Raw genomic sequence first — 21,556 nt, 5'->3', positions numbered from 1 at the left:
CGCAGTGGCACTGCGCGTGGCGGGGAAGCCACGTAACCAGCCATTTGCGTATTGATCTCGAGACATGGGTCACGGTCTGAACCGCGTCGCCGGTGCAATGGTGAGGCGACCACAACCACCGGCACCGTCACTCGGCCCTGAGCAACCTCACACCGGCCGAGTGCGCTGCCCAATGGACCCACACCAACACCATCGACGGGTCAGCGAATCTGCTTGCCCCGCTGCTTATTTCATGGAGTTCTTCGCTCCGGCTACGGTTCCGTTGCCCACGCCGAAGCTCAGAGGCGACGACTAAGCCACGCCCGAATGCCAAGTGACACAACCGTTCCCGAGTCTGAACGTCGACCATGTGGCCTACGGCCGCTTCCGCAACGTCTACCGATACATCACCGAAGCCTGCCAGCCGCACTGTTTCCGCTGGGCAAGTCGAGTGTCGAGATTGATTCTGTCGGAAAAGTGTTGAGCTTCTTTCAGTGTGGGGGCGAGGGTGAACTTGTGCTCAAACCCGATGTCCGGGTCGTGCGGATCTCAGGGGATTGTTCGGGGTGATCCCTGATGGCATCCGATGCCGGGTCGGGCAGAGTTTACGACGGTTCACCGTTTCCTGGCTTTGTGGCCAGCACCCTTGGGAGCAGTCCGATGCATCTACGCCATTCCATCCTCCGGAGCGTGGCCGTGGCCGGCATTGCCCTCGCCGCGGTCACAGCGGGTGCGTGTCTCCCCGCTGTGACCGCCCCTGACGCGGGTCGGCAACCCGTGGCTGCCGCCGCGTCGTTCGATCCCGCGCCGATGCGGGATCTGCTCACGCGTCTGCCCGATCGCACTGTCGCAGGCGCGCTGGTAAGGGTGGCAGGGGACGGCCAGACGGTGCCGTGGACCGCAACCGCGGGGCAGGTGTCCGGCGATGCTCGCTTCCGTATCGGCAGCGTGACGAAGACCTTCACCAGCACGGTCGTGCTCCAGCTTGTCGCCGAACGCCGGATCGCCCTGGACGCGCCCGTCCGGGACCACCTGCCCGCCCTCATCCCGGCTCCGTATGGCGCCGTCACCGTGCGCGAGCTGCTGGACCACACCAGCGGCCTGCCGGCCCCGGTCGGCATACCCGGGCCTGCCGCCGGGCCCGGGTGGTGGCGCGAGGGCGTGTCACCGCAGGACGTGGTGCACAATGCGTTCGCAGCTGTCGAGAGCCAGGGAGCGGGGCAGCCGACAGAGCCTGGCCGTGTCCAGCAATACAACGGCGTCAACACCTTCGTTCTCGGCTTGCTGGTCGAGAAGGTGACCGGCCGCACCTTCGACGAGGAACTCACCCGCCGCATCATCGAGCCGCTGGGACTGCACGACACCAGCCTTCCCTCCCCACCGGACATGTCCGTCCCCGCACCGCACGCTCGCGTCTACATCGATACGGACGAGGTGACCGAGCAGAGCCCCTGGGCATGGGCCGAGGGCGGAATCATTTCCACCGCCGCCGATCTGGACCTGTTCATGACCGCCCTATTCGGCGGCCGACTCCTCCCGCCCGCTCAGCAGGAGTTGGTGTTCACCGTGCCCGATGTGGACAGCGCGCCGACCAACACGAACTGCATCAACAAGACGAGTTGCTTCAGCGTCGGCGGCCTGATGCGGGTCACCCTCGACAACGGCGTCACCGTGTGGGGCAAAACCGGCTCCCGGCCCGGGTGGGCCAACGGCGTCTTCACCACCCGCGACCTGAAACGCCGCGTGGCCTACTCCCTCAACCCCACCGGCACCGCATCCGAACGCCCCTACGTCATGGCCGTCATCAACGCCGCCTTCACGAACGCAAGCTGAACAACGGATCGTTGTTGGGGACGGGTCGCCGAGTGGTCTCGGCGACACCGCGCCTGGTGAAGTGATGCGGTAGACGGGATTTCAGCCGATGGCGGAGAAGTGGCCCTTGGAGTTGCAGGTGAATGCACCCTGGCTGGGTGCTGAGCAGGCTGCTCCCGCGCAGGTGACCGACGCCGGTCACGGGTAAAGCGAGTCATCGTGGTAGCTGCCCAGCACGCGGCTGCCTGGTTGACCGTGCCGGCCGGTCAACCCGAACTCTAGGTGCGCGGGCAGGAACGGCACATCGATCGCGACATCGGTTACCGGACTGACCCGATTACAACGTGGCTCGAAAACCGCGTGGACTCAGTATTGGGGACCTGCCACCAGGGAACCCGGAAAAGAGCATGGCACTATTTACATCCCGCGTTCCTTCTCGCCATACCGGCCGCTCTGGATCCAGGAAACGTGCTCTAGCCCAACGGTTTCCAGCCATTCCACGGCCGCATGCCACGCCTCCCACGAATACATGCCAGCCGGTGAGCGGCTTGTGTCTGATCGCCAGGATTCTTCGTTGCGCTCTGTGCCGCCATCGTTGTCATCCTGAACTCTCGGATGTCGCGCAGCAGCGCAAATCCAGCCCAGATCCCGTCGGACCCGAGTGGGCTGTGAACAGCCATCTGATGAAGGTGGTTCCGCACATCACTCGGCAAATAGGGCTGTCTCCAACGCGTCTCGGTGCTTCACCACCCATGCGGCAGCTTCCTGAATGGACCGGACAGCACCATCATCACGCAGGCCGACCATCGCCACATCCCCCTTGCCCGCGCCGGCGATGATGCCGCGCCAGCAACGGTCCTGCCACCACAGCACGGTCTCCACCAGACCTGATCGGTCGGCCAACCCGTATGCCTCGCAGATTGTCCGCATTCGTCTCCCCGCGTCGAAAGGATCAACCACAGTCGGCCCAAGATCGAGGAACTGCCAGCACACGTGGGCCACATCGTCGATCCGCGCTCCCGGCGCAGCCAGATCCCAGTCGATGAACGCCACCGGCCGCACGCCGCTGCCTCGACGGCGATATACCGTGTTGTTTGGCGCCAAGTCGTTATGGCAGACAACCTCCTGACCGCTGGTCAGACCCGTGCCCGCCGTCAGATCATGAAACTGGCGAACCAGCCGCGCCACGGCAGCCACACAGTCCACGGAGTCCACTTCCCGGGGCCTTGGCCGCCGCCAGGCCACATAGCCATCGACGAACGTCAGGACATCGCGCCCTTGATCATCAACGCCCAACCCCCTCGGCGCACCGGACCAGCCCTGACGTTCGAAGTGATCGAGTAAACGGCGCACGAACTCGCTCTGCGGGCCGCCGCGCCGCCGGACCGTGTCCCCGACACGCACTGGCCCGTTGACCGCCCCACCGGGCAACGGAAGCTCTGTCATGACCCCAGTCCGGACGATTGCGCACCGCTGAAACGGTCGGGTTGACCGGCAGGTTGTCGGAAGTGCTGGCGCCGTGGCGCAAACCGGTGTCGGTGGGTCGACCACTTTTGGTATCTCCGCAACGGCGTGGTCGGCCAGGCGCTGCAGCTGCTTGGTGCCGATGTCGACGGCCGCGGCTCGGGCGGTGGTGAGCAGCCCCATTGCGGCTCAGCCAGGTCGGCGAGCCGTGCGCGAAGTTCAGCAGCGCTAATCATGCATCAAAACTGCCACAGCAAACGTCAAAAAAGACGCCTGAGTCGTCCTTTGCGATGCACGCAGGGACGGTTTTGCGGGCTTCGCGAGTTGATCGGTCCTTGGACGCCAGAACCCTTCGTCGCGCGATATTCGAACCCCCGACGCGGTTGAACGGCAAGACGCCGAGAATCACGTCCGTCGCCGTCTGCTCGAACCGCTCCACATTGCGCAGTCCAGAAGCTTCAATTCGTCGTCCGACGAGGATGTGAGCGCGCGCCTCCCGTCAAGCGATGCAGCGTGGAATAGATGTAGGGCCAGTCCGCATGAGCAACCGTCCGTCCAATTCCGGGCCGAATTGCCGGGTTCCTTCTCGTCATACCGGCCGCTCTGGATCCAGGAAACGTGCTCTAGCCCAACGGTTTCCAGCCATTCCACGGTCGCATGCCACGCTTCCCGCGAATACATGCCAGCCGGTGAGCGGCTTGTGTCTGATCGCCAGGATTCCTCGTTGCGCTCTGTGCCGCCATCGTTGTCATCCTGAACTCTCGGATGTCGCGCAGCAGCGCAAATCCAGCCCAGTTCGTGACGTCGTCCCCGTATACGTCGCAGAACTCGGCGTACTGTTTCATGCTGATCCAGTCGAACGACGACCACTTGATTGCTGTATGCACCAGATCCCACTCCGGCGGCCCAATCGAGGTGCGCTCCAGATCGAGTAGGAGTACACGCCCGTCATTTGTCGAGACCACGTTGCCGCCCCAAGCATCCCCGTGGATCACGCACCAGGGCAACCCTTTTGGAAGGTCATCCCACTGTTGGCGTAGTTCCGCCAGGTGGTCGTACATCCAGCGGCGATCGTCAGCGGTGAGGGTGTGGGCAGCGTCGATCCGCTCATTAAGCCGGACGAACGGCGCGACCTCTCCCAGATTGACGTCGGTCGGCGTCGCCAAGCGGTGAAGCTGCCTGAGCGCGGCGGCCACCTGGACGGGAGTGCCGTTGTAGTGAGGAGGCAACTCCCGCCAGAACGTCACCGAGCGACCATCAACCTCAACCGGCTGTTCGACGCCAGGCGTAACCTGTACCGCCTGTACACCGGACGCCTCCAACCAGCGGGCAACATCAACCTCACGCCTCGCGGCAACCTGTTGCCCTGGTCGACTGATTCGCACCACAACACTGCCAGGCAGTTTGTAGATAGCGTTCTCGCTGAGCCGCAACAGCTCAGCGCCCGCAGCATCAATACCGACGTGCGAGCATGCCTCACGCAGGACCGACAGTGTTTCGTCGCCAGCCAGCTCGGCCGTCATACAGCCGCCAATATCGTGCCGATGCGGGTCCGAAGTTCTTCGACCTCGATTGACTTGTCATGAGCCCCTCCGAACCGCGCCAGCTCCCGAAGGTCGTCAGCAGCGCGGCGGGAACGGATGTGACCGGCGTCGATCAGAGCAGCTTTGCCGAGTACCGCCGCTTCCTCCGGATCGCCAGTAGCCATGGTCAGCGACGCCAGTTTGATGCCTGAGATAGCGCGGGACCGAACGAATGCCTCAGTATGGCCTTCAATGGCAGCTCTCAGACGGTTACTGGCCTCGGTGGCAAAACGGCCAGTAAGCGCGATGTCGAAGAGGGCGTGTCCCGTATCGCCGGAGTGCTGGGCCGCGTCGTAGTAGGCCATCCACGGTGGGTCGTCGGCTGGCGAGGCATATGCAAATTCGTCATCTGCTTGGCCGACTGCTCGCACCGCTTCTTCTACCCGGTGCAACTTGGCGAGTGCTCGCGCCCGAGCGGAATGCAGCATGGCCCGCTCGGTAGCAGTCAACCGGTCCGATCTCACCATGGCCAGTTCGATGTAGGTGAGACCATCGTCGGGACTGGCGCACCAAATCGCTTGGCGTGCCATCGACGAGAGGACCTTGCCCCGAAGGTGCCAGTCACCGGCCTCTTCGGCACACGTCCAGGCCAGGCGGAACATGCTCCGGGCATCGGCGTGTGCGTAGGCGTCGAACGCCATGAAGCCCGCGGTGTGTCCGAGGAACCCGACGGCGCTCTGAAGGTCGGTACGGTGCATCTCGGAACAATGGGCGTTGAGCAGGTTGACCGCGTATCGGAGCTGGGCGGCGACAGCCTCGCGAACCAGTCCGCCACCATAGGTGTGGTCCCACGTGCTGAATTCACGGGCCGTGGTGCGGATCTGTTCGATCTCGGTGGCTCCGACATGCGAGGGAATCGGCGTCGGCTGGATGGTGCTCAGCAAGTCAATCAGCGGCGCGGCGGCCCCTGTCACTGTGACCCCAAAAGCTGCACGCAAGAAATCCTGGCGGTTCACGTCATCGAGCGTAACGCCAGAGTCAGCGGGCAACTTGAACCACAACAGGTCGCCTGGGATGCCGAGGGCCCGCGCCCAGCGGATGAGCTTCGACAGTTGTTCGGGAGCCTGGCCTTTTTCGATCCGGCTGAGCTGGGCTTGCGTCAGACCAAGCCAATTGCCGACCAGTTCCTGCGGCAGTGGTTTGCCGTGGTACGGGTGCATCCGATAGGCGAAGATCACACGGCCCATATGCCACGTAGCGAGAGCATCGCGTATCTGATCGACCTGCCAGAAGGCAGGTGGCACGAGAGGTGGTTGCGCGAGATCATCCGAGGCACCTGATCCGCAAGGGCTGCATAGGGTTTCGACGTTGTAGCGGTTGAGCCTGCTCCCGCAGCGCGCACAGTAGCGCTGCATATCGGATACGCGCGTCATGTTGGCCGTCCGAAACCGTGTCTTGAGATGTCCTTACCCCCATTTGCCCTGGTGGGACGACGTTATCACCGGTGCGTCCCCGCGCATATACATTTCATACATACCCCGCATACGCCGTAGTCGTGGTGCCAATTTCGCTGGAATCCGACCCTTGGGACCTGGACACATCCGGGCCTTACAGAAAGGGGTAAGCCGTGGCACTTTCGCTAGTTGTCCCGATATTTGGCCCTCCGGCCGCTGGCAAAACCACACTCACTCTGCGACTTGGCCAGGCATCGGGCCGACGCATCTTCCGACTTCGCGAGCACGTTCCGAAAGAGGTACTGGCCGCCACCGCCACCAGTAGTGAACGGCTGGGCTGGATCGACGAGTTCACTGTTGTGGAGGCGCTACGTTCATATTTCGAAGCAGCGCAGGCTGATTCGGATGTTCATACCGTGCTGCTCGACAACTTTCCTGGATCAGCCAGCCAGGTGGATCAGCTACTGACCACGTTGTGGACGTTGCAGCCACCATGCTGCATCGAGGCTATCGAGGTCGTGGCCGACGCCAAGACGCTGAAGCAACGGGCCAAGACCCGCAGGGTCTGCCATAGCTGCGAACGTGACCCAATCCACGATCCGCGCCTCCCGGCAGCGCCGAGCAACCAGGATCCCTGGCAGTGCGCACATTGCGGTGGCCTGCTCCATCCACGTCGTGGTGACTCACCACGATTGTTCAAAGCCCGGCTGCAGCGATACCACCAGACGGCGGCTGGCATTTGCGCCGGCTTCACCGACTCTGCAATTGCCGTCACTCAGCTCGACACCACCAACACCATCGACGGCGCAGCAAATCTGCTTGCCCCGCTGCTTATTTCACGGAGTTCTTCGTTATGACTACTGTCCCGCTGCCCATGTCAAAGCTCAGAGGCGACGATTACGGCCACGCCCGAATGCCGCGTGGTGCAACCGTTCACGAGCCCGAACGTATCGACCGCGTGGCCTACGGCCGCTTCCGCAACGTCTACCTATACATCACCGAAGCCTGCCAGCTGCGCTGCGAACACTGCTATATGGGCGAACGGCTGGATCGGGCGCTCAAGATGCCATTGCCGAAGATCGTGGACACCCTCACCACCTGGCGGAAACTGGGTGGCAGCAAACTCACCATCCTCGGCGGCGAGCCGACGTTGCATCCGTACTACTGCGACGCCATCCGGATGAGCCGGAAACTGGGGTATGAGCACGTCATCACCACGACAAACGCCCAGAAACCGGCGCTCAAGAAATTCAAACAGTTGGAGCCCGAGGATTTCGCCTATGTCCAGGTCAGTTTGGATGGCGGCAGCGTAGAGAGTCACGATGCCATCCGAGGTGAAGGCACCTTCGACACTGCCCTCGAAACCACGGCCGAGCTGACTGCGCGGGGCTTCGATACGCGCATCATCTGCACGGTCAACAAGGCCAACGAAGATGACGTGCTGAACCTGTTGAGCCTGGCAGATCAGCTGGGCGTCAGCCTGGTGAAGTTCCACGTCTTCTCGACCATCGGCACCGGACACGGCAATGTCGAGATGGCGATGACGCCGCCGGAGTGGGTGAATTTCTGCGATCGCCTCAGTGTGGTTGCGCCCGAACATAAAACACGGGTGTGGTACCAGCCGACGTATGCACGGCGCGACCAGATGACGCGCTATGCCGCCGAGGGCTACCAGGGGTGCATCGGCCGGACGCTGGATCGGATCTCAATTTTTCCGGATGGTCGCTGCTACGTCTGCTCGTATCTGTTCGACACCGACCTGTATTTCGCTCAGATGGTCGACGGCCAAGTTGAACTCAACCACGGCACCAACGAGTTCGACCTGTTCACCAGCGCATTGGCCGAAAGCTCCTGCGGCGGCTGCAAAGCCAGCGCCTGCATGGGTGGTTGCCCGGCCGAAGAGTTGGTGATGGGCAAAGCCTCGTGCGACGCCTACGACGACATCGTTCCCGTCTGCCGACTCTGGAAATCCAGCGCTAAGCCCGAGGAGTGAGAACTAATGGATGACATCGACCGCATCGCCGAGAACCTGTGCGGGATCGACTGGAACGACATCGACGATGTTGAGATCAACTGCCGTGAGGCATTGAACGAACTTGCCGCCGAACCTCGGATCGTGCGCGAACGGCTGGATGATCTGCCAAACCGGCCAGACCTACTCAACATGTGCGAGCATTACGACATCCTGGACAAGATCGTGCTGCACAGCGACAACGACCCCGGCATCCGCGTCCGATTGCACGTCTTCCTGCCTGGCTACTTCGACCGGCCGCACAACCACCGCTGGTCCTACGCCAGCAGGATTCTGCGTGGCCAGTATCGGCACTACCTGTTCGGCAACGCCGAGTTGGACGAGCGAATCGACCCAAAGAAATTGCCAGTGCTGCAGGCGAGAGAAGAACCGATCAGCACCAGCTACGCCTTGCACCACAGCATGGTGCATGCCGTTGTGGCCGAACCATTCACGGTGTCGCTGGTGGTGCGCGGCCCTGCGGTGAAGGACCGCTTCCTGGTGATGGACCGGAAGACCGGCGAGAGCTGGTGGCAGTACGGTGCTCAACAAGAATCGGCAGACGATGCGCTCCGCAAACGGATGACATCCGCTCGACTTCAGGAAATGATCGGCCGACTGGACGAGTGGCAACTGTTCTAGGGAAAACAGCTTCCTGCTCAAAAGGGAATGTGTCCTGTCAGCCCCGAACCCTGCGCTCCGCGACCAGGAGCATCAACCGCACGAAGGCGTGCAAATATTGCGATGGACCAGTCCGTTACGTCGACAGCCCCATCGAATCCGATGCGGCTGTCGAACCAACACGAGTGGATCGGATGTTCTACTGCGCCCGTGACTGCGGTATCTCGCAGCTCACTGAGGAATGCGGCCACGGCATGACTTGCATCTCCTGGCTGGCGGCACCAATTGGTGGTGCAGTGATGAACGCCGTCAGTTCCGCCAAGCTCGGCAGTGGGGCGTTTTGGTGTCGTGCACACCGGAGCGCCCCACTCGCCGACCCGACCAACATACTTCGCTTCATCGACCACCTGGCCCGCAGGCCGTAAATCAGTCCTCCGGAAAATGCCGCGCCCGCACAGTGTGTATGCCTAACTGCCACCGGAAACGCTGGGACAGAGATCAGTTCCGATTGGCTGACAGCAACAGCACCGAATGCGCCCGCAGTCACGATCACCCAGGTTGCACCAGTTTCGGCCAGTAGGTGTCTGGTGAGGGCTGGCGCTTCCGCGTGGGCCTCATCATCGACGTTGGTCTGTATCAAGAGGTTTGAGCATCGGCGGACTATGGCTGCCATCGCAGGTGACAGGTCGGAGCCACCAAGGTTGAGCAAAATCGGTACCTCGACGAAGGCGCTGGCCTCGATGACACGGATGGCTGCTGAGGTTCCCCCTGGGTAGTGGACACCGATTTAGCAGGATTGCGGTCCTGCTGGTAAGGATGTCCTATGCCTCCTCGCAAGCGCCGGTCGTATACGACCGAGTACAAGGTCGAGGCTGCGCATCGTGTGATCGATTCCGGTCGCACGATCGCCGAAGTCGCTCGGGAACTGGCTATCGACGCCGGGATGCTGAGCACTTGGGTCAAAGACGAGCGGCGCAGGAACACCGCCGCCGAGGTCCACGGCGAGAAACCTCTGGATGCCGCGGAGCGAGCCGAATTGCTGCGGCTGCGAAGGCAAGTCAGCGAGCTGGAGAAGGACAACGCTTTCCTCTCAAAAGCTTCGGCGTACTTTGCCGCGATGCAGAAGAACCGGCCCGGTTCGAACTGATGGTGAAGTACGCCGCCCCCGACGCACACACCATCGCCGCCACCGCCGGCACGACCGCCACGGCGCAACGGTTCGGCGTGCGGCGCATGGCACGGCTGCTGGAGGTATCGGCCTCGGGCTACTACCAGTACGTGAAGCGCAGGGCGGCAATGGTTTTGACGCCCTCTCAGCAGCGCCGCGCGGATTTGACGGTGAAGATCCTGGACGTGCACACCGAATCGGACGGCACCTACGGGTCTCCGCGGATCACCGACGAACTGCGCGAGCGCGGCGAGACGGTGAACTACAAGACCGTTGCCAAGATCATGGCCGGGATCGGGATCGAGGGCATCAGCCCGCGCACGTTCAAAGTCCGCACCACCGTGGTGGATCCGGCCGCGTCGTTCCCGCCGGACCTGGTGTCGCGCGTGTTCGATCAGGGCCGCCCCGATGCCGTGTGGACCACCGACTTCACGTACCTGAGCTGCGGTGAGGGCGACATGTATTTATGCGCCATCCGCGACGGGCACACCCGCCGGGTACTCGGCCACGCTGTCACCGACCACATCGGCTCGGACGTGGTCGAGGCCGCGATCGAGCAGGCTGTGGCCGTGCGCGGCGGCCGGGTACGCGGCACGATCCTGCATTCGGATCGCGGTGGGGAGTTCACCGCGGGCCTGACCGCGCGGGCCTGCGCCCGGCACGGTCTGCTCCGGTCGATGGGCGCGACCGGCATATGTTGGGACAACAGCCCGTCCGAATCGCTGTGGTCTACACTGAAACACGAATTCTATTACCGCCGTACCTTCGCGGGTAAGTCCGAACTCGTTGTCGCAGTTGATAATTGGATCGACTGGTACAACACTACCCGCAGACACTCCGCGATCGGCGGCATCAGCCCCGTCCGCTACGAGCAGTCCCTCACGACAGTCGCGGCAAACGCCGCGTAACCAACTGTCCACCATCCGGGGGGAACCTCATGCGGCCTCGATCAGCTGGTAGCCATCCACATAGATGAACGAGGCACGGGCAAGCGGAGACAGGTCCACGCGTTCAAGACTTTCAACCACACCCGGTAGATACGCGAACCAGGTGCGAGTGACATAGCAGTCGGCAGCCACGACGATCCGCGGCGTGACTACCTCTGGCCCCGCCGCGAAAGTGCAGTCGACATGGCGCTGTTCCAACCATGTACGAACGAATCTGCCGTGCTCATCGTCACCGATATCGTTGGAAAGCAACAGGGTCGGCGCTCCGAGAGATGCGAGCGCCGCCGCCGTCATTGGCCCATCGGCCGCGACCGACCATTCGATGCCTCGGACTTCTGCCCCGTGGTTTGCGAGAGGAAACTGGGGCACCGTCCACAGCTCCGCCAGCGCCAGGTAGCTGACGCACACCACCGGGCCTGACTGGAGCGACGTGGCACTACCAGCCGTACACCGAGAAGGCGGTGCCATCGCGGATGTCCTGCATCGCCGCCCGGCAGTAGTCGATCATGTGATTGGGCAGGGCGTCTGCGGCGAACCATTCCAGGGTGCTGCACTTTTCGGGCTCTCGATTGCTGGGCTCCCCCTGCCAGGTGCGCACCGTGAAGAAGAACGCCATCCGACCGCCTGACGATGAGTTGTGCATGATGTGTCCGAAGTGGACATCCTCTGGGGCGATCGTCACCCCGATCTCTTCCTCCGCCTCACGGATCAGGGCGGCGACCACTGATTCGCCCGCTTCGAGGTGGCCGCTGGGCAGGTGCCAAGCGCCATCTTCGAATCCGGTGTTTCGGCGCTGGCCGAACAGCACTTCGTCACCTCGGCGAAGCAACAGGTGGACATCGCCAGTCACCTTGTGCCGCTGGGGCTTTGCCTCTTGTTCGGGTTTGATTGCTGTTTCACTCATGGGTCGAACGTCTCCTCTCATCGTGGTTGAACTGGTTGTTTTATGTGTTAGCCCCGGAACGCACCGAGCCTATGTCCTCGGCCGATTGCCCGATATACGCCGGACGTATACCGACCAACGGGTCAGGGCATGGATCGGTCCCGATAACCGATTCACCCTCATTACCAGGCAAATTTGGACAACAGCGGAACGGGGATGGTGGATATGCGCACGCCGCGCCACATCCGGATCGAATCCGGCGAACTGAGGCTGGACTACCAGGCGTCGGCCGAGCAGGCTCAGAACGTCGCCGACGAACTTGCCCAGAGTTCATCGGATTTCGTGGTCACGGTCGATGACAACGTGACCGAGGACCTTCCGACGCTGCCGTGCGGCGAGCTTTGGGAGTAATCGTTGATACTAGATCCCTTGGACCACAACGTATTTGTGCATGCCGATGGCAAGCTATCCGAGCATATGTGTCAGGTTCGCCTACTTGAACTCACGCCCGACAGAGCGAAAGAGCTGCGACGAATCCACCGTCATCACTTGCCAGATGAGTGCATGGTGCATTTAGCGGCGGCATATCTGTTGGTGGTTGAGGATGGTGCTTGAGGTGGCGGCGTCGGTCGTCTGGATCTCGTGGCCGAGTTCGGTGTTCTTCACGGCGCTGCTGGGGTTCCGGATAGGGGTGTGGTGGAAAGGGACTTATGTTCTGGGCAGGCATGAGTTCATTCGTGGGAGACTCAGCCTTCGGCGGGGCTGGCACGGTGACGATGGGGACGCCTACCCGGAGGCGGAGGAATATGACGAAGATGAGACTTCGTGGCTGCCGAGACGGCTGGGCTTGTCTGAGCCTGCGAGTTGGCGGAGTGTGGATGAGGACACCGAGGTGTTGCCGCAGTTACAGGACATACGGCCACCTGTGCGAGGGACACCTATACGACGGCCGCCGTGGGTGGGGCGGCAGTCATGAGCAGGGGTGCCGGGATCGGCGTCATCCTCCCGGACTACACCCGAGCTGGGCGTCCGAATAGGACCAACTGCATCAGCAGGCAGACTCGTGCGGGTGAGGCGATCGGCTCGGTGCCGAAGGATCGGCCCAGATCGACCACCAGGGCGAACGCCGCATGGATCAGGAATCGCGCCTCGGCGGGGGAGAGTTCCGGGCGAACCTCGCGCAGCAGCCGCGCCCACTCCTCGATGCTGAGCCGCTGAATATTCCGCAGCACCGTCCGCTCCTCGGCCGGAACATGCTGGAACTCCGTGTAATACACGAATGTCAGCGCGCGTTCGGCGAACGAGCTATCGACATAATGGTCGATCAAGGCGGTGAGGGCTTGCTCCGGATCCGTCGCGGCGGCGACGGCCGGTCCGATCGCGCCCGACACTCGATCGGCGGCCCGCCGGAACGCCGCGGCAAGCAGATCGCTTTTTCCGCGATAGAATCGGTATACCGCTGACGCGGCGGAAAGTCCTGCGGCAGTGGCGATTTCCTCGACGCTGACATTCGGGTATCCGCGCTCGTAAAAGAGCTCGACTGCCTTGTGTAGCAGCAGTTCGTGTTTGAACGAATCCGGAATCTTCAGGCCCGCCACTGATTCCGGTACCGGCTGCTCGGCGGGCAGGTCGGCGTCGGCGATCGAGAGGCACGCCGAATTCAACAGGTGGGAAAGAGATTTGGACGGCAGGGTGGCGTGATGGTCGGCGATGCTGGTGACCGCGCTCAGCATGGCGGCGCGCAACACCCGGACATCATTCTCGCTCACCGCCGGGCGGAGCTGCGCGAGTTGGTCGCCGAGCGCGCGCACGATGGTCAACTGCTGCTCGTTGAGGATCTCCTGGTCCTTCGGCTCGAGGTAGCGACCCTCCCAGCGCACGAGCGTGATGGTGGCGCGATTGTCGATCGTCACCCCGACCAGTGAATCGAGCAGATATCGCAGTCGTCGATCCGCCGGCCAGTGCGCCGCCTCGGGCGGCAACGTCACCGACTCCGTCATCGCCTCGCCCACCCGTAGCAATTCCTCCCGGAACAGCGCGTACTTACTGGGATAATGCCGATATAGTGCCGCCGAACTGATTCCGAGCCCAGACGCGATGTCCTCCATGCTCACGCCGTGATATCCCAGCGCGCCGAACGCGGACGCGGACGCCGCAGCGATCTGGGCCCGCCGATTCTTCGGCCGACGCCGAATCTCGCGCGGTGCCGAGTCGCCGCTGACTGCCTTGTGCGCCGTACGGGGATTGTCGACACTCATGCGGACATGGTAACGACCAGCCCGCCCCCTTATTTGCCCAGGTCGCAGGCCGAGCCGCCAGCTGTATGTCAGGCAATGTCCTCGGGCGTGTTCGTGTTGAAGGTGGCCACCCCCAATGCCTTCCAGGCGTCCAGCAGACGTTTGTCGCCTGACGCGGCTACCGAATCGGTGTCATTCAGTTGCTCGGCGGCGGCGCACTGGACCGCGTCGTAACCGCGCAGCGCAAAAACGTCGGTGAGTTCCGCCGCGCGCAGAATCAATGCCTCGTCCGCTTCGACAATGTCGATCTGTGGCCATAGCTGGTCCAGCAGACGACGGCACGCTGCGTAGTCCGTGTCATGAAGACGTGCCATCCGGTGTGCCTGAGCGAGCGCGGCTGCGGTCTCCACATACATAAGTCTGCTCGATACAACGGCGTCGGCGTCATCCCAGAACCGTCGGCATGCATGGCTACTCGGTTCGTTGACCAGTAGCGGGACGAAAGCGGACGTGTCCAGATAACCGATCACCGGCGCTGCTCGTCGATGAGTTCGCTGACGATGCCCTTGCCGTGGATCGGCTCGGGTGCCGGCTGCTTCTTCTTGCGCGCAGGTTGTACGCGCCCTTCCTCGCGTAGTTGCTCTAGCCTTGTCAGTCGCTCGACGGGGACTATCCGGGCTATCGGTCGTCCATGATCGGTGATGGTCACAGTGTGTCCGGTGCGCACCTCAGCCAGATGACGACTGAGACTGTTGCGCAGTTCCCTGATGCCGACGTCCATGGCTGCTCCTTCAATGTGGCTACATCTACATCACAAATAGTAGCCACAAACCCTCGGTCTCGGTCGGTCGCTGGGCGGCTCCGGCGGGTGCCTGCGTCACATCTGCGGACATATCTGCGGGCGAGTGCTCCTCACCCCGTCGACGGCCCACGCTGGGCGGCATACCAATCCAGGAGGTCGGGGTTATCTACGGCGCTGCGTTCCACGATGCGGGCGGGGTCCGCACCCTGGAGGAGCTTTTTGATCGGGACCTCGAGTTTTTTGCCGGTGCGGGTATGGGGGATACCGGGGGCGAGCAGGATTTCGTCGGGGACGTGGCGGGGGGAGACCTCGGTGCGGATGGTGGTGTCGATCCGGGTCTTCAGCTTGTCGGTGAGTTCGGCGCCGGGGGCCAGCGTGACGAATAGCGGCATCCAGTAGCCGCCGTCGGGTTGTTCGGCGCCGATGACGAGGGCCTCGGCGATTTCGGGGAGGCGCTCGACGGCCTGGTAGATGTCGGCGCTGCCCATGCGGATACCGTGCCGGTTGAGGGTGGAATCGGAGCGGCCGTGCACCACGACGCTGTGACGGTCGGTAATGGTGATCCAGTCGCCGTGGCGCCACACGCCGGGGAACATGTCGAAATAGGCGTCGTGGTAGCGGTTTCCGTCGGGATCGTTCCAGAAGCGAACCGGCATCGATGGCATGGGCTTGGTGACGACGAGCTCGCCGACCTCGTCACGGACCGATTTTCCCTCGGTGTCGAAGGCGTCGAGCGCGACCCCGAGATAGGGGGCCGACAGCTCGCCGGGCCAGCTCGGCACGGTGCGAGCGCCGCCGATGAACGCGGAGACGACATCGGTGCCGCCGCTGATCGAGGCGACCTGCACATGTTCGCCGACATTGTCGCCCAGCCAAACCGCCGACGCCGGTGGCAGGGAGGAGCCGGTGATGCCGACCTGACGCAGCGCGGACAGATCATGGTCTGCGCGTGGGACGCCACCCGCCTTGATGCAGGCGAGCACATAGCCGGGGCTGGTGCCGAGCACGGTGGCGGAGGTTTCGGCGGCGAGGTGCCACAGTGCATCCGGCGCCGGGTAGGTGGGGCTGCCGTCGTAGCAGACGATGGTGGCTCCGACCAGTAGCCCGGCGATCTGGAAGTTCCACATCATCCAGCTTGGGCTGGTGTACCAGAAGAAGGTGTCCTCAGGGCCGATATCGGCTTGCAGGGCAACGGCTTTGAGATGTTCGAGCAGTACGCCGCCGTGTCCGTGCACGATGCCCTTCGGCAACCCGGTGGTACCGGAGGAGAACACGATCCAGAGTGGATGATCGAAATCGACTGCCTCGGTGGCGATTACGGCCGAATCAGATTCGGCAACGGCGGTCGCCTCGTTCCAGGACAGTGTGTCCGGAACTACCAGGCCGAGCTGGGAGACGGCCACGGTGGCCCGCAGGCTGCCGAGACCGGCCTGTAGCACCGCGATATCGGCGCGCTTGTCATGCGCCTTCCCGCCGAATCGATAGCCGTCGGCGGTGACGAGCACGGTCGGCTCCAACTGGCCGAGCCGATTGCGCGCGGCCTTGGGCGAATAGTCCTGCCCGCAGGCGCTCCACACCGCGCCGATGCTCGCCGTCGCCAGAAACGCGATCACCGTTTCGGGGATATTCGGCAGATATCCCGCCACCCGATCGCCGGGCCGCACGCCGAGGGAACGCAGGGTGCGCGCGAATGCCTTGGTGGCGTCGATCAATTCGGTCCAGGACACTTCGCGCGGCTCGCGGTCCTCGCTGACGTGCACGATCGCGGGCCGGTGCCTGCGGAACTGCCGGACAATCTGGTCCACATAGTTCAGCCGGGTACCGGGAAACCATTGCGCACCAGGCATTTCGGTGCTCGCCAGCACCGCTCCGCCGGTGTCGCCGAGTTCGAAGTAGTCCCAGACCGCCTGCCAGAATGCGGGCAGGTCGTCCACCGACCATTGCCACAGCGAGTGGTAGTCCGGTACGGCCACGCCGGTGCGCGCTTGCGCGAACCGGGCGAAATCGGTAACCCTGGCGTCGGCGATATCCCGCTCGGTTGGTACCCATTGTGGTCGCACCGCAGTACCTCCTGGCTTGTTCCCGCGTGATCAGCGGTGGCTATCACCTCGCCGCACAATGTGTTCGGCGTGCCGTAGCACCGGTGCGTCGACCATACGGCCTTCGAAGCTGAACACACCCCGATGTTTCGCGACCTCGTCGAGTACCCGGCGCGCCCAGTCCAGCTCATCCGCCGATGGTGCGTACGCTTCGCGGATCACCGGCACCTGGCTGGGATGGATAGCCACCTTGGCGTCGAATCCGATGGCAACGGCGTCGAGCGACTCCGCGCGCAGGCTGTCGAGATCACGAATATCCAGACACACCGAGTCCAGGGCGAACTTCCCGTACGCCTTCGCCGCGAGCAGCGCGCTGGAGCGAACATGGCGTGCCACATCACGATAGCTGCCGTCGGCGTGCCTGCTGGACTTCCCGCCCAGGCCCGCGACCAGATCCTCCGCGCCCCACATGACCCCGATCGCATTGCGCGCCATCACCGCCCGGCCCACCGCGAGCGCGCCGAGCGGCGATTCGATCAGCGCGATCACCTGGTAGTCCGGTAGCGCCGTAATCTGTTCGGCGGATTCACATTTGGGCAACATGATGCGCTGATAGCCGGTTTTGGCGAGTGCTTCCAGGTCGAGCGGATAGTCCTCGGTGCCGGCCGCGTTGATACGCACCACGGTGGTTTCGGGATCGAGCGGGGTGTCGATCAGCGCCCGGCGGGCGGCGGCCTTGTCGTGCGCGGCCACCGCGTCCTCGAGATCGACAATCACGACATCGGCTGCCGTGGCCGCCTTTTTGTAGCGATCGGGCCGGTCCGCGGGGCAGAACAGCCAGGCGGGGCCGTGCATTTCCCAGCTCATGCGTCACTCGGTTGTTTGCGGAGCAGGCTCTTGCGGACGGCGGTCGCGACGATATCGCCATGCTGGTTGCGCGCGGTATGGGCGAAGGTCACGATGCCCTCGCCGGGGCGGCTCTTCGATTCGCGTTTGCCGGTGACCACGGTTTCGGCGTACATCGTGTCGCCGTGGAACAGCGGCTTGGGGAACGCGATGTCGGAGAAGCCGAGATTGCCGACGAGCGTGCCCTGGGTCAGTTGCGCGACCGACAGCCCGACCAGCGTCGACAAGGTGAACATCGAGTTCACCAGCCGCTGATTGAACGGCGGCTGACTGTCGCTGAACGCCGCATCCAAATGCAATGCCTGGGTGTTCATCGTCATCGTGGTGAACAGGACATTGTCGGCTTCGGTAATGGTGCGCCCGGGCCGGTGCTCGTACACCACCCCGGTATCAAGTTCTTCGAACCACAGACCGCGCTGCACCACCCGGCGCGGGCCATTGGCATTCACTGCGGACTCCGTCACAATCCCAGCTCCCGTCCGATGAGCATCAACTGCACCTCCGTGGTACCTTCGCCGATTTCGAGGATCTTGCTGTCGCGGTAGTGCCTGGCGACAGCGTATTCGTTCATGAACCCGTAGCCGCCGAAGATCTGGGTGGCGTCGCGGGCGTTGTCCATGGCGGCCTCGCTGGACACCAGTTTGGCGATCGAGGCTTCCTTTTTGAACGGCTTGCCCGCGAGCATGAGCGCGGCGGCGTCGTAGTAGGCGGTGCGGGCGGCGTGTGCGCGCGCCTCCATTCGGGCGATCTTGAAGGCGATGGCCTGGTTGCGGCCGATCGGCCTGCCGAAGGCCTCACGATCCTTTGCGTAGCGCACGCTCTCGTCGACGCAGCCCTGTGCGGCGCCGACCGACAGCGCCGCGATGGCGATGCGGCCCTCGTCGAGAATGCGCAGGAAGTTCGCGTAACCGCGACCGCGCTCGCCGAGCAGGTTCTCCTCGGGGACCCGGACATCGGTGAAGCTCAGTGGGTGGGTGTCCGAGGCGTTCCAGCCGACCTTGTTGTAGGCGGGTTCGGCGACGAAACCGGGGGTGTCGGTGGGCACCAGGATGGTGGAGATCTCCTTCTTGCTGCCCGTCTGGCCGGTCACCGCGGTCGCTGTCACCAGCCGGGTGATATCGGTGCCGGAGTTGGTGATGAACTGCTTGCTGCCGTTGATCACCCACTCACCGCTGTCGAGGGTCGCGGTGGTGCGGGTGCCGCCCGCGTCGCTGCCCGCGCCGGGTTCGGTGAGGCCGAAGGCGGCCAGCGCGCGTCCGCTGGTCAGCTGCGGCAACCATTGCTGCTTCTGCTCGTCGTTGCCGAAGCGGTAGACGGGCATCGCGCCGAGCGAGACACCGGCCTCCAGCGTTATCGCGACGCTCTGGTCGACCTTGCCGAGCTCCTCCAGCGCCAGGCACAGGGCGAAGTAGTCGCCGCCCATGCCGCCGTATTCCTCGGGGAAGGGCAGGCCGAACAGCCCCATCTCGGCCATGCCCGCGACCACTTTGTACGGGAAGGTGTGGTTCGCGTCGTGTTCGGCGGCGACCGGCGCCACCACGGTCTGCGCGAAATCGCGCACCGTGTGGGCGAGATCGCGGTAGTCCTCGGGCAGTGTTCCGGTGGACAGATAGTCGGTCATGCTGGGTTCGCCTCTCGTTCAGCGGTATTCGTGTCAGTGGGCGCGGCCGCCTCGGCTGGAGCAGGTGCGGCGGTAATCCGCGCGAGCAGTTGGTCCAACCGCACCTGGGCGCCCGGCTCGACCAGAATTTCTACGGTTCCCGTGGTCGGGGCGGTGAGCGAGTGCTCCATCTTCATCGCCTCGACCACCACCACCGCGGCGCCCGCGGCGACGTCGGCACCGGATCGCACCGGTACCGCGATGACCGAACCCGGCATGGGGCTGCGGATTTCGGCATCGCCGACATGCTCGCCGCCCTCGCGCACCCGCACCTCCGCCAACTCACGCAATGCCGCGACACCGGAGGCTCCGGCGACCCACAGTTGGCCCTCGTACTCGGCGACCCGGTAGTCGCGTCGCAGACCGTCCAGCGTCAGGGTGAGTACTCCGGCGGTCGCGGCGCCGAATGGTTCAGCGGTCGATGGTGTGAAAGCCGCTGACAGCGTGACGGATTCGCCTTCGCCGACCCGTCCCTCGGCAGCTTCCGGTGCCCCGGCCAGATACACGTGCTCGACGCGATCGCCGCTCGCCAGCCGGATCGACGTCGGCGCCGCCACCCCGATCCGCCACCCGGACGGCACATTCCACGGATCGCCAGGATTGGCGGGCCAGCGCCGCAGCCAGTGATACGCGGCGGCGGCGATGAATTCGGCATCGCCGACGGCGCCGGGCCGGAAGTCGGCAACGCGACGATCCAGCAGTCCGGTATCCAGCCGTCCCGCGACCACATCCGGATCGGCGAGCAGAAACCGCAGGAATTCGATATTGGTCGTGACGCCGAGCAGTACGGTATCGGCGAGTGCCCGATCGAGTTTCGCGAGCACCGCGTCCCGATCGGTGCCGTGCGCGATGACCTTCGACAGCATCGGGTCGTAATCGCTGCCGACCACCGTGCCGGTCCGCAATCCCGAATCCACCCGCACACCACGACCTTCGGGCTCGGCCAGCTCGAGTACGGTGCCGCCGGTGGGCAGGAAGCCGCGGCCGGGATCCTCGGCGTACACCCTGGCCTCGATCGCGTGCCCGACGAGGCGAATCTCGTCCTGCTCCACCATGAGCTTCTGCCCGGCCGCGATACGGACCTGGCTTTCCACCAGATCCACGCCCGTTACCAGTTCGGTGACCGGATGTTCCACCTGTAGCCGGGTGTTCATCTCCATGAAGAAGAATTCGTCGGGCCGATCGGCGGAGACGATGAATTCGACCGTGCCCGCGCCCACATAGTTCACGCTGCGCGCGGTGTTGCAGGCGGCGGCACCGATCCGGGCCCGTGTCTGCACGTCCAGCAGCGGTGACGGCGCTTCCTCGACCACCTTCTGATGCCGCCGTTGCAGGCTGCATTCGCGTTCGCCCAGATGGATCACATTGCCGAACTGGTCGGCGAGGATCTGCACCTCGATATGTCGGGGCCGGGTGATGAATCGCTCCAGGAACAGTGTGTCGTCGCCGAAGGCGGCGCCCGCTTCGCGGCGGGCACTGGCGAGCGCGTCCGGCAACTGTTCTGGCGCCTCGACGAGCCGCATGCCCTTGCCGCCACCGCCGGCCGACGGCTTGACCAGCACCGGATAGCCGATATCGGTGGCCGCGGCGATCAGGTCACCGTCGGCGAGGCCCGGTCGGGCGATGCCGGGCACCACCGGCACCCCGAAGGCGGAAACGGTGTTCTTGGCGGCGATCTTGTCGCCCATGATCTCGATGGCCCGCGCGGGCGGGCCGAGGAAGACGATCCCCGCCGCCGCCAGCGCGGCGGCGAAAGCGGCGTTCTCCGAGAGGAATCCGTATCCGGGATGCACCGCCCGCGCACCCGAGCGCACCGCGGCCGCCACCACCTTGTCGATGGCGAGGTAGCTCTGCGCGGCGGGCGCCGGTCCGAGCCGCACCGCGGTATCCGCCTCGCGGACGTGCCTGGCCTCGACATCGGCGTCGCTGTAGACCGCGACCGAACGAATACCCAAGGCGCGCAGGGTGCGAATGACGCGCACCGCGATCTCGCCGCGATTGGCGACAAGCACGGTGTCGAATTCGATGGGGTGAGATTTGTTCAGCATCG

General features: G+C 63.9%; 21 protein-coding genes. 7 read left to right on the top strand and 14 right to left on the bottom strand.

Going from position 1 to position 21,556, the window contains the following annotated elements; translation table 11 throughout:
- Positions 1-669 precede the first annotated feature (669 nt).
- Entirely contained in the window at positions 670-1,812 is a 1,143-nt protein-coding gene (locus LKE06_RS03370) for a serine hydrolase domain-containing protein (RefSeq protein WP_227997133.1), read from the top strand.
- A 681-nt stretch (positions 1,813-2,493) separates the two neighbouring features.
- On the opposite strand, the gene LKE06_RS03365 is transcribed toward LKE06_RS03370, so the two are convergent.
- The 3 genes from LKE06_RS03365 to LKE06_RS03355 form a co-directional block, all read right to left on the bottom strand.
- Positions 2,494-3,237: a phosphotransferase family protein gene (locus LKE06_RS03365; protein ID WP_227997131.1), complete on the bottom strand. Its 744-nt coding sequence runs from the start codon at positions 3,235-3,237 to the stop codon at positions 2,494-2,496.
- Between the two features lie 641 nt (positions 3,238-3,878).
- Positions 3,879-4,778 (bottom strand): phosphotransferase family protein, encoded by a 900-nt coding sequence (locus LKE06_RS03360; protein ID WP_227997129.1) that lies wholly within the window; start codon positions 4,776-4,778, stop codon positions 3,879-3,881.
- Positions 4,775-6,025 (bottom strand): helix-turn-helix domain-containing protein, encoded by a 1,251-nt coding sequence (locus tag LKE06_RS03355; RefSeq protein ID WP_227997127.1) that lies wholly within the window; start codon positions 6,023-6,025, stop codon positions 4,775-4,777. The genes LKE06_RS03360 and LKE06_RS03355 overlap by 4 nt, the downstream gene beginning before the upstream one ends.
- Positions 6,026-6,405: 380 nt before the next feature.
- Here LKE06_RS03355 and LKE06_RS03350 point away from each other — a divergent pair, with 380 nt between their 5' ends.
- From LKE06_RS03350 to LKE06_RS03340, 3 genes are read left to right on the top strand one after another with little or no spacing between them, the layout of a single operon-like run.
- Positions 6,406-7,089: an adenylate kinase family protein gene (locus tag LKE06_RS03350; protein WP_227997125.1), complete on the top strand. Its 684-nt coding sequence runs from the start codon at positions 6,406-6,408 to the stop codon at positions 7,087-7,089.
- Positions 7,086-8,225 carry a radical SAM protein gene (locus LKE06_RS03345; RefSeq protein ID WP_227997123.1) on the top strand — a complete coding sequence of 380 codons (1,140 nt, stop codon included), beginning with the start codon at positions 7,086-7,088 and terminating at the stop codon, positions 8,223-8,225. The genes LKE06_RS03350 and LKE06_RS03345 overlap by 4 nt, the downstream gene beginning before the upstream one ends.
- A gap of 6 nt (positions 8,226-8,231) precedes the next feature.
- Positions 8,232-8,885, top strand: a complete 654-nt coding sequence (locus tag LKE06_RS03340) for a hypothetical protein (protein WP_227997122.1) — start codon at positions 8,232-8,234, stop codon at positions 8,883-8,885.
- Between the two features lie 178 nt (positions 8,886-9,063).
- Here the strand turns inward: LKE06_RS03340 and LKE06_RS33065 are convergent, their stop codons facing one another.
- On the bottom strand, positions 9,064-9,537 hold the full coding sequence (locus LKE06_RS33065) for a carbohydrate kinase family protein (RefSeq protein WP_227999261.1): 474 nt from the start codon (positions 9,535-9,537) through the stop codon (positions 9,064-9,066).
- Positions 9,538-9,687: 150 nt separating this feature from the next.
- On the opposite strand from LKE06_RS33065, the gene LKE06_RS03330 reads away from it, so the two are divergent.
- Complete coding sequence (locus LKE06_RS03330) at positions 9,688-10,011, top strand: transposase (RefSeq protein ID WP_227997120.1); 324 nt, start codon at positions 9,688-9,690, stop codon at positions 10,009-10,011.
- Positions 10,011-10,940, top strand: coding sequence for an IS3 family transposase (locus tag LKE06_RS03325; RefSeq protein ID WP_227997118.1), 930 nt, complete (start codon positions 10,011-10,013; stop codon positions 10,938-10,940). Before LKE06_RS03330 ends, LKE06_RS03325 begins: the two co-directional genes overlap by 1 nt.
- A gap of 27 nt (positions 10,941-10,967) precedes the next feature.
- Here the strand turns inward: LKE06_RS03325 and LKE06_RS03320 are convergent, their stop codons facing one another.
- Positions 10,968-11,390 carry a hypothetical protein gene (locus LKE06_RS03320; RefSeq protein ID WP_227997116.1) on the bottom strand — a complete coding sequence of 141 codons (423 nt, stop codon included), beginning with the start codon at positions 11,388-11,390 and terminating at the stop codon, positions 10,968-10,970.
- Positions 11,391-11,415: 25 nt separating this feature from the next.
- Positions 11,416-11,883 carry an NUDIX hydrolase gene (locus LKE06_RS03315; RefSeq protein WP_227997114.1) on the bottom strand — a complete coding sequence of 156 codons (468 nt, stop codon included), beginning with the start codon at positions 11,881-11,883 and terminating at the stop codon, positions 11,416-11,418.
- 204 nt (positions 11,884-12,087) lie between these two features.
- Here LKE06_RS03315 and LKE06_RS03310 point away from each other — a divergent pair, with 204 nt between their 5' ends.
- Entirely contained in the window at positions 12,088-12,273 is a 186-nt protein-coding gene (locus LKE06_RS03310) for a hypothetical protein (RefSeq protein ID WP_227997112.1), read from the top strand.
- Between the two features lie 599 nt (positions 12,274-12,872).
- Here LKE06_RS03310 and LKE06_RS03305 read toward each other — a convergent pair.
- The 8 genes from LKE06_RS03305 to LKE06_RS03270 all read right to left on the bottom strand — a co-directional run bounded on the left by LKE06_RS03305 (position 12,873) and on the right by LKE06_RS03270 (position 21,554).
- Positions 12,873-14,120, bottom strand: a complete 1,248-nt coding sequence (locus tag LKE06_RS03305) for a TetR/AcrR family transcriptional regulator (RefSeq protein WP_227997110.1) — start codon at positions 14,118-14,120, stop codon at positions 12,873-12,875.
- A gap of 68 nt (positions 14,121-14,188) precedes the next feature.
- Complete coding sequence (locus LKE06_RS03300; RefSeq protein ID WP_227997109.1) at positions 14,189-14,629, bottom strand: type II toxin-antitoxin system VapC family toxin; 441 nt, start codon at positions 14,627-14,629, stop codon at positions 14,189-14,191.
- Complete coding sequence (locus tag LKE06_RS03295; protein WP_227997108.1) at positions 14,626-14,880, bottom strand: type II toxin-antitoxin system Phd/YefM family antitoxin; 255 nt, start codon at positions 14,878-14,880, stop codon at positions 14,626-14,628. The genes LKE06_RS03300 and LKE06_RS03295 overlap by 4 nt, the downstream gene beginning before the upstream one ends.
- A gap of 131 nt (positions 14,881-15,011) precedes the next feature.
- Positions 15,012-16,961, bottom strand: a complete 1,950-nt coding sequence (locus tag LKE06_RS03290; RefSeq protein ID WP_227997106.1) for an acetoacetate--CoA ligase — start codon at positions 16,959-16,961, stop codon at positions 15,012-15,014.
- Positions 16,962-16,991: 30 nt separating this feature from the next.
- Entirely contained in the window at positions 16,992-17,807 is an 816-nt protein-coding gene (locus tag LKE06_RS03285) for an HpcH/HpaI aldolase/citrate lyase family protein (RefSeq protein ID WP_227997104.1), read from the bottom strand.
- On the bottom strand, positions 17,804-18,295 hold the full coding sequence (locus LKE06_RS03280; protein ID WP_227997102.1) for a MaoC family dehydratase: 492 nt from the start codon (positions 18,293-18,295) through the stop codon (positions 17,804-17,806). The genes LKE06_RS03285 and LKE06_RS03280 overlap by 4 nt, the downstream gene beginning before the upstream one ends.
- 11 nt (positions 18,296-18,306) lie before the next feature.
- On the bottom strand, positions 18,307-19,467 hold the full coding sequence (locus tag LKE06_RS03275) for an acyl-CoA dehydrogenase family protein (RefSeq protein ID WP_227997100.1): 1,161 nt from the start codon (positions 19,465-19,467) through the stop codon (positions 18,307-18,309).
- Positions 19,464-21,554 (bottom strand): acetyl/propionyl/methylcrotonyl-CoA carboxylase subunit alpha, encoded by a 2,091-nt coding sequence (locus LKE06_RS03270; RefSeq protein ID WP_227997098.1) that lies wholly within the window; start codon positions 21,552-21,554, stop codon positions 19,464-19,466. Before LKE06_RS03270 ends, LKE06_RS03275 begins: the two co-directional genes overlap by 4 nt.
- Between the last annotated feature and the right edge of the window lie 2 nt (positions 21,555-21,556).

The sequence above is a fragment of the Nocardia australiensis genome, assembly GCF_020733705.1.
GTDB classification, from domain to species: Bacteria; Actinomycetota; Actinomycetes; order Mycobacteriales; family Mycobacteriaceae; genus Nocardia; species Nocardia australiensis.
Note: the sequence above shows the minus strand (reverse complement) of the source record. Positions and strands in the feature narration are given on the sequence as shown.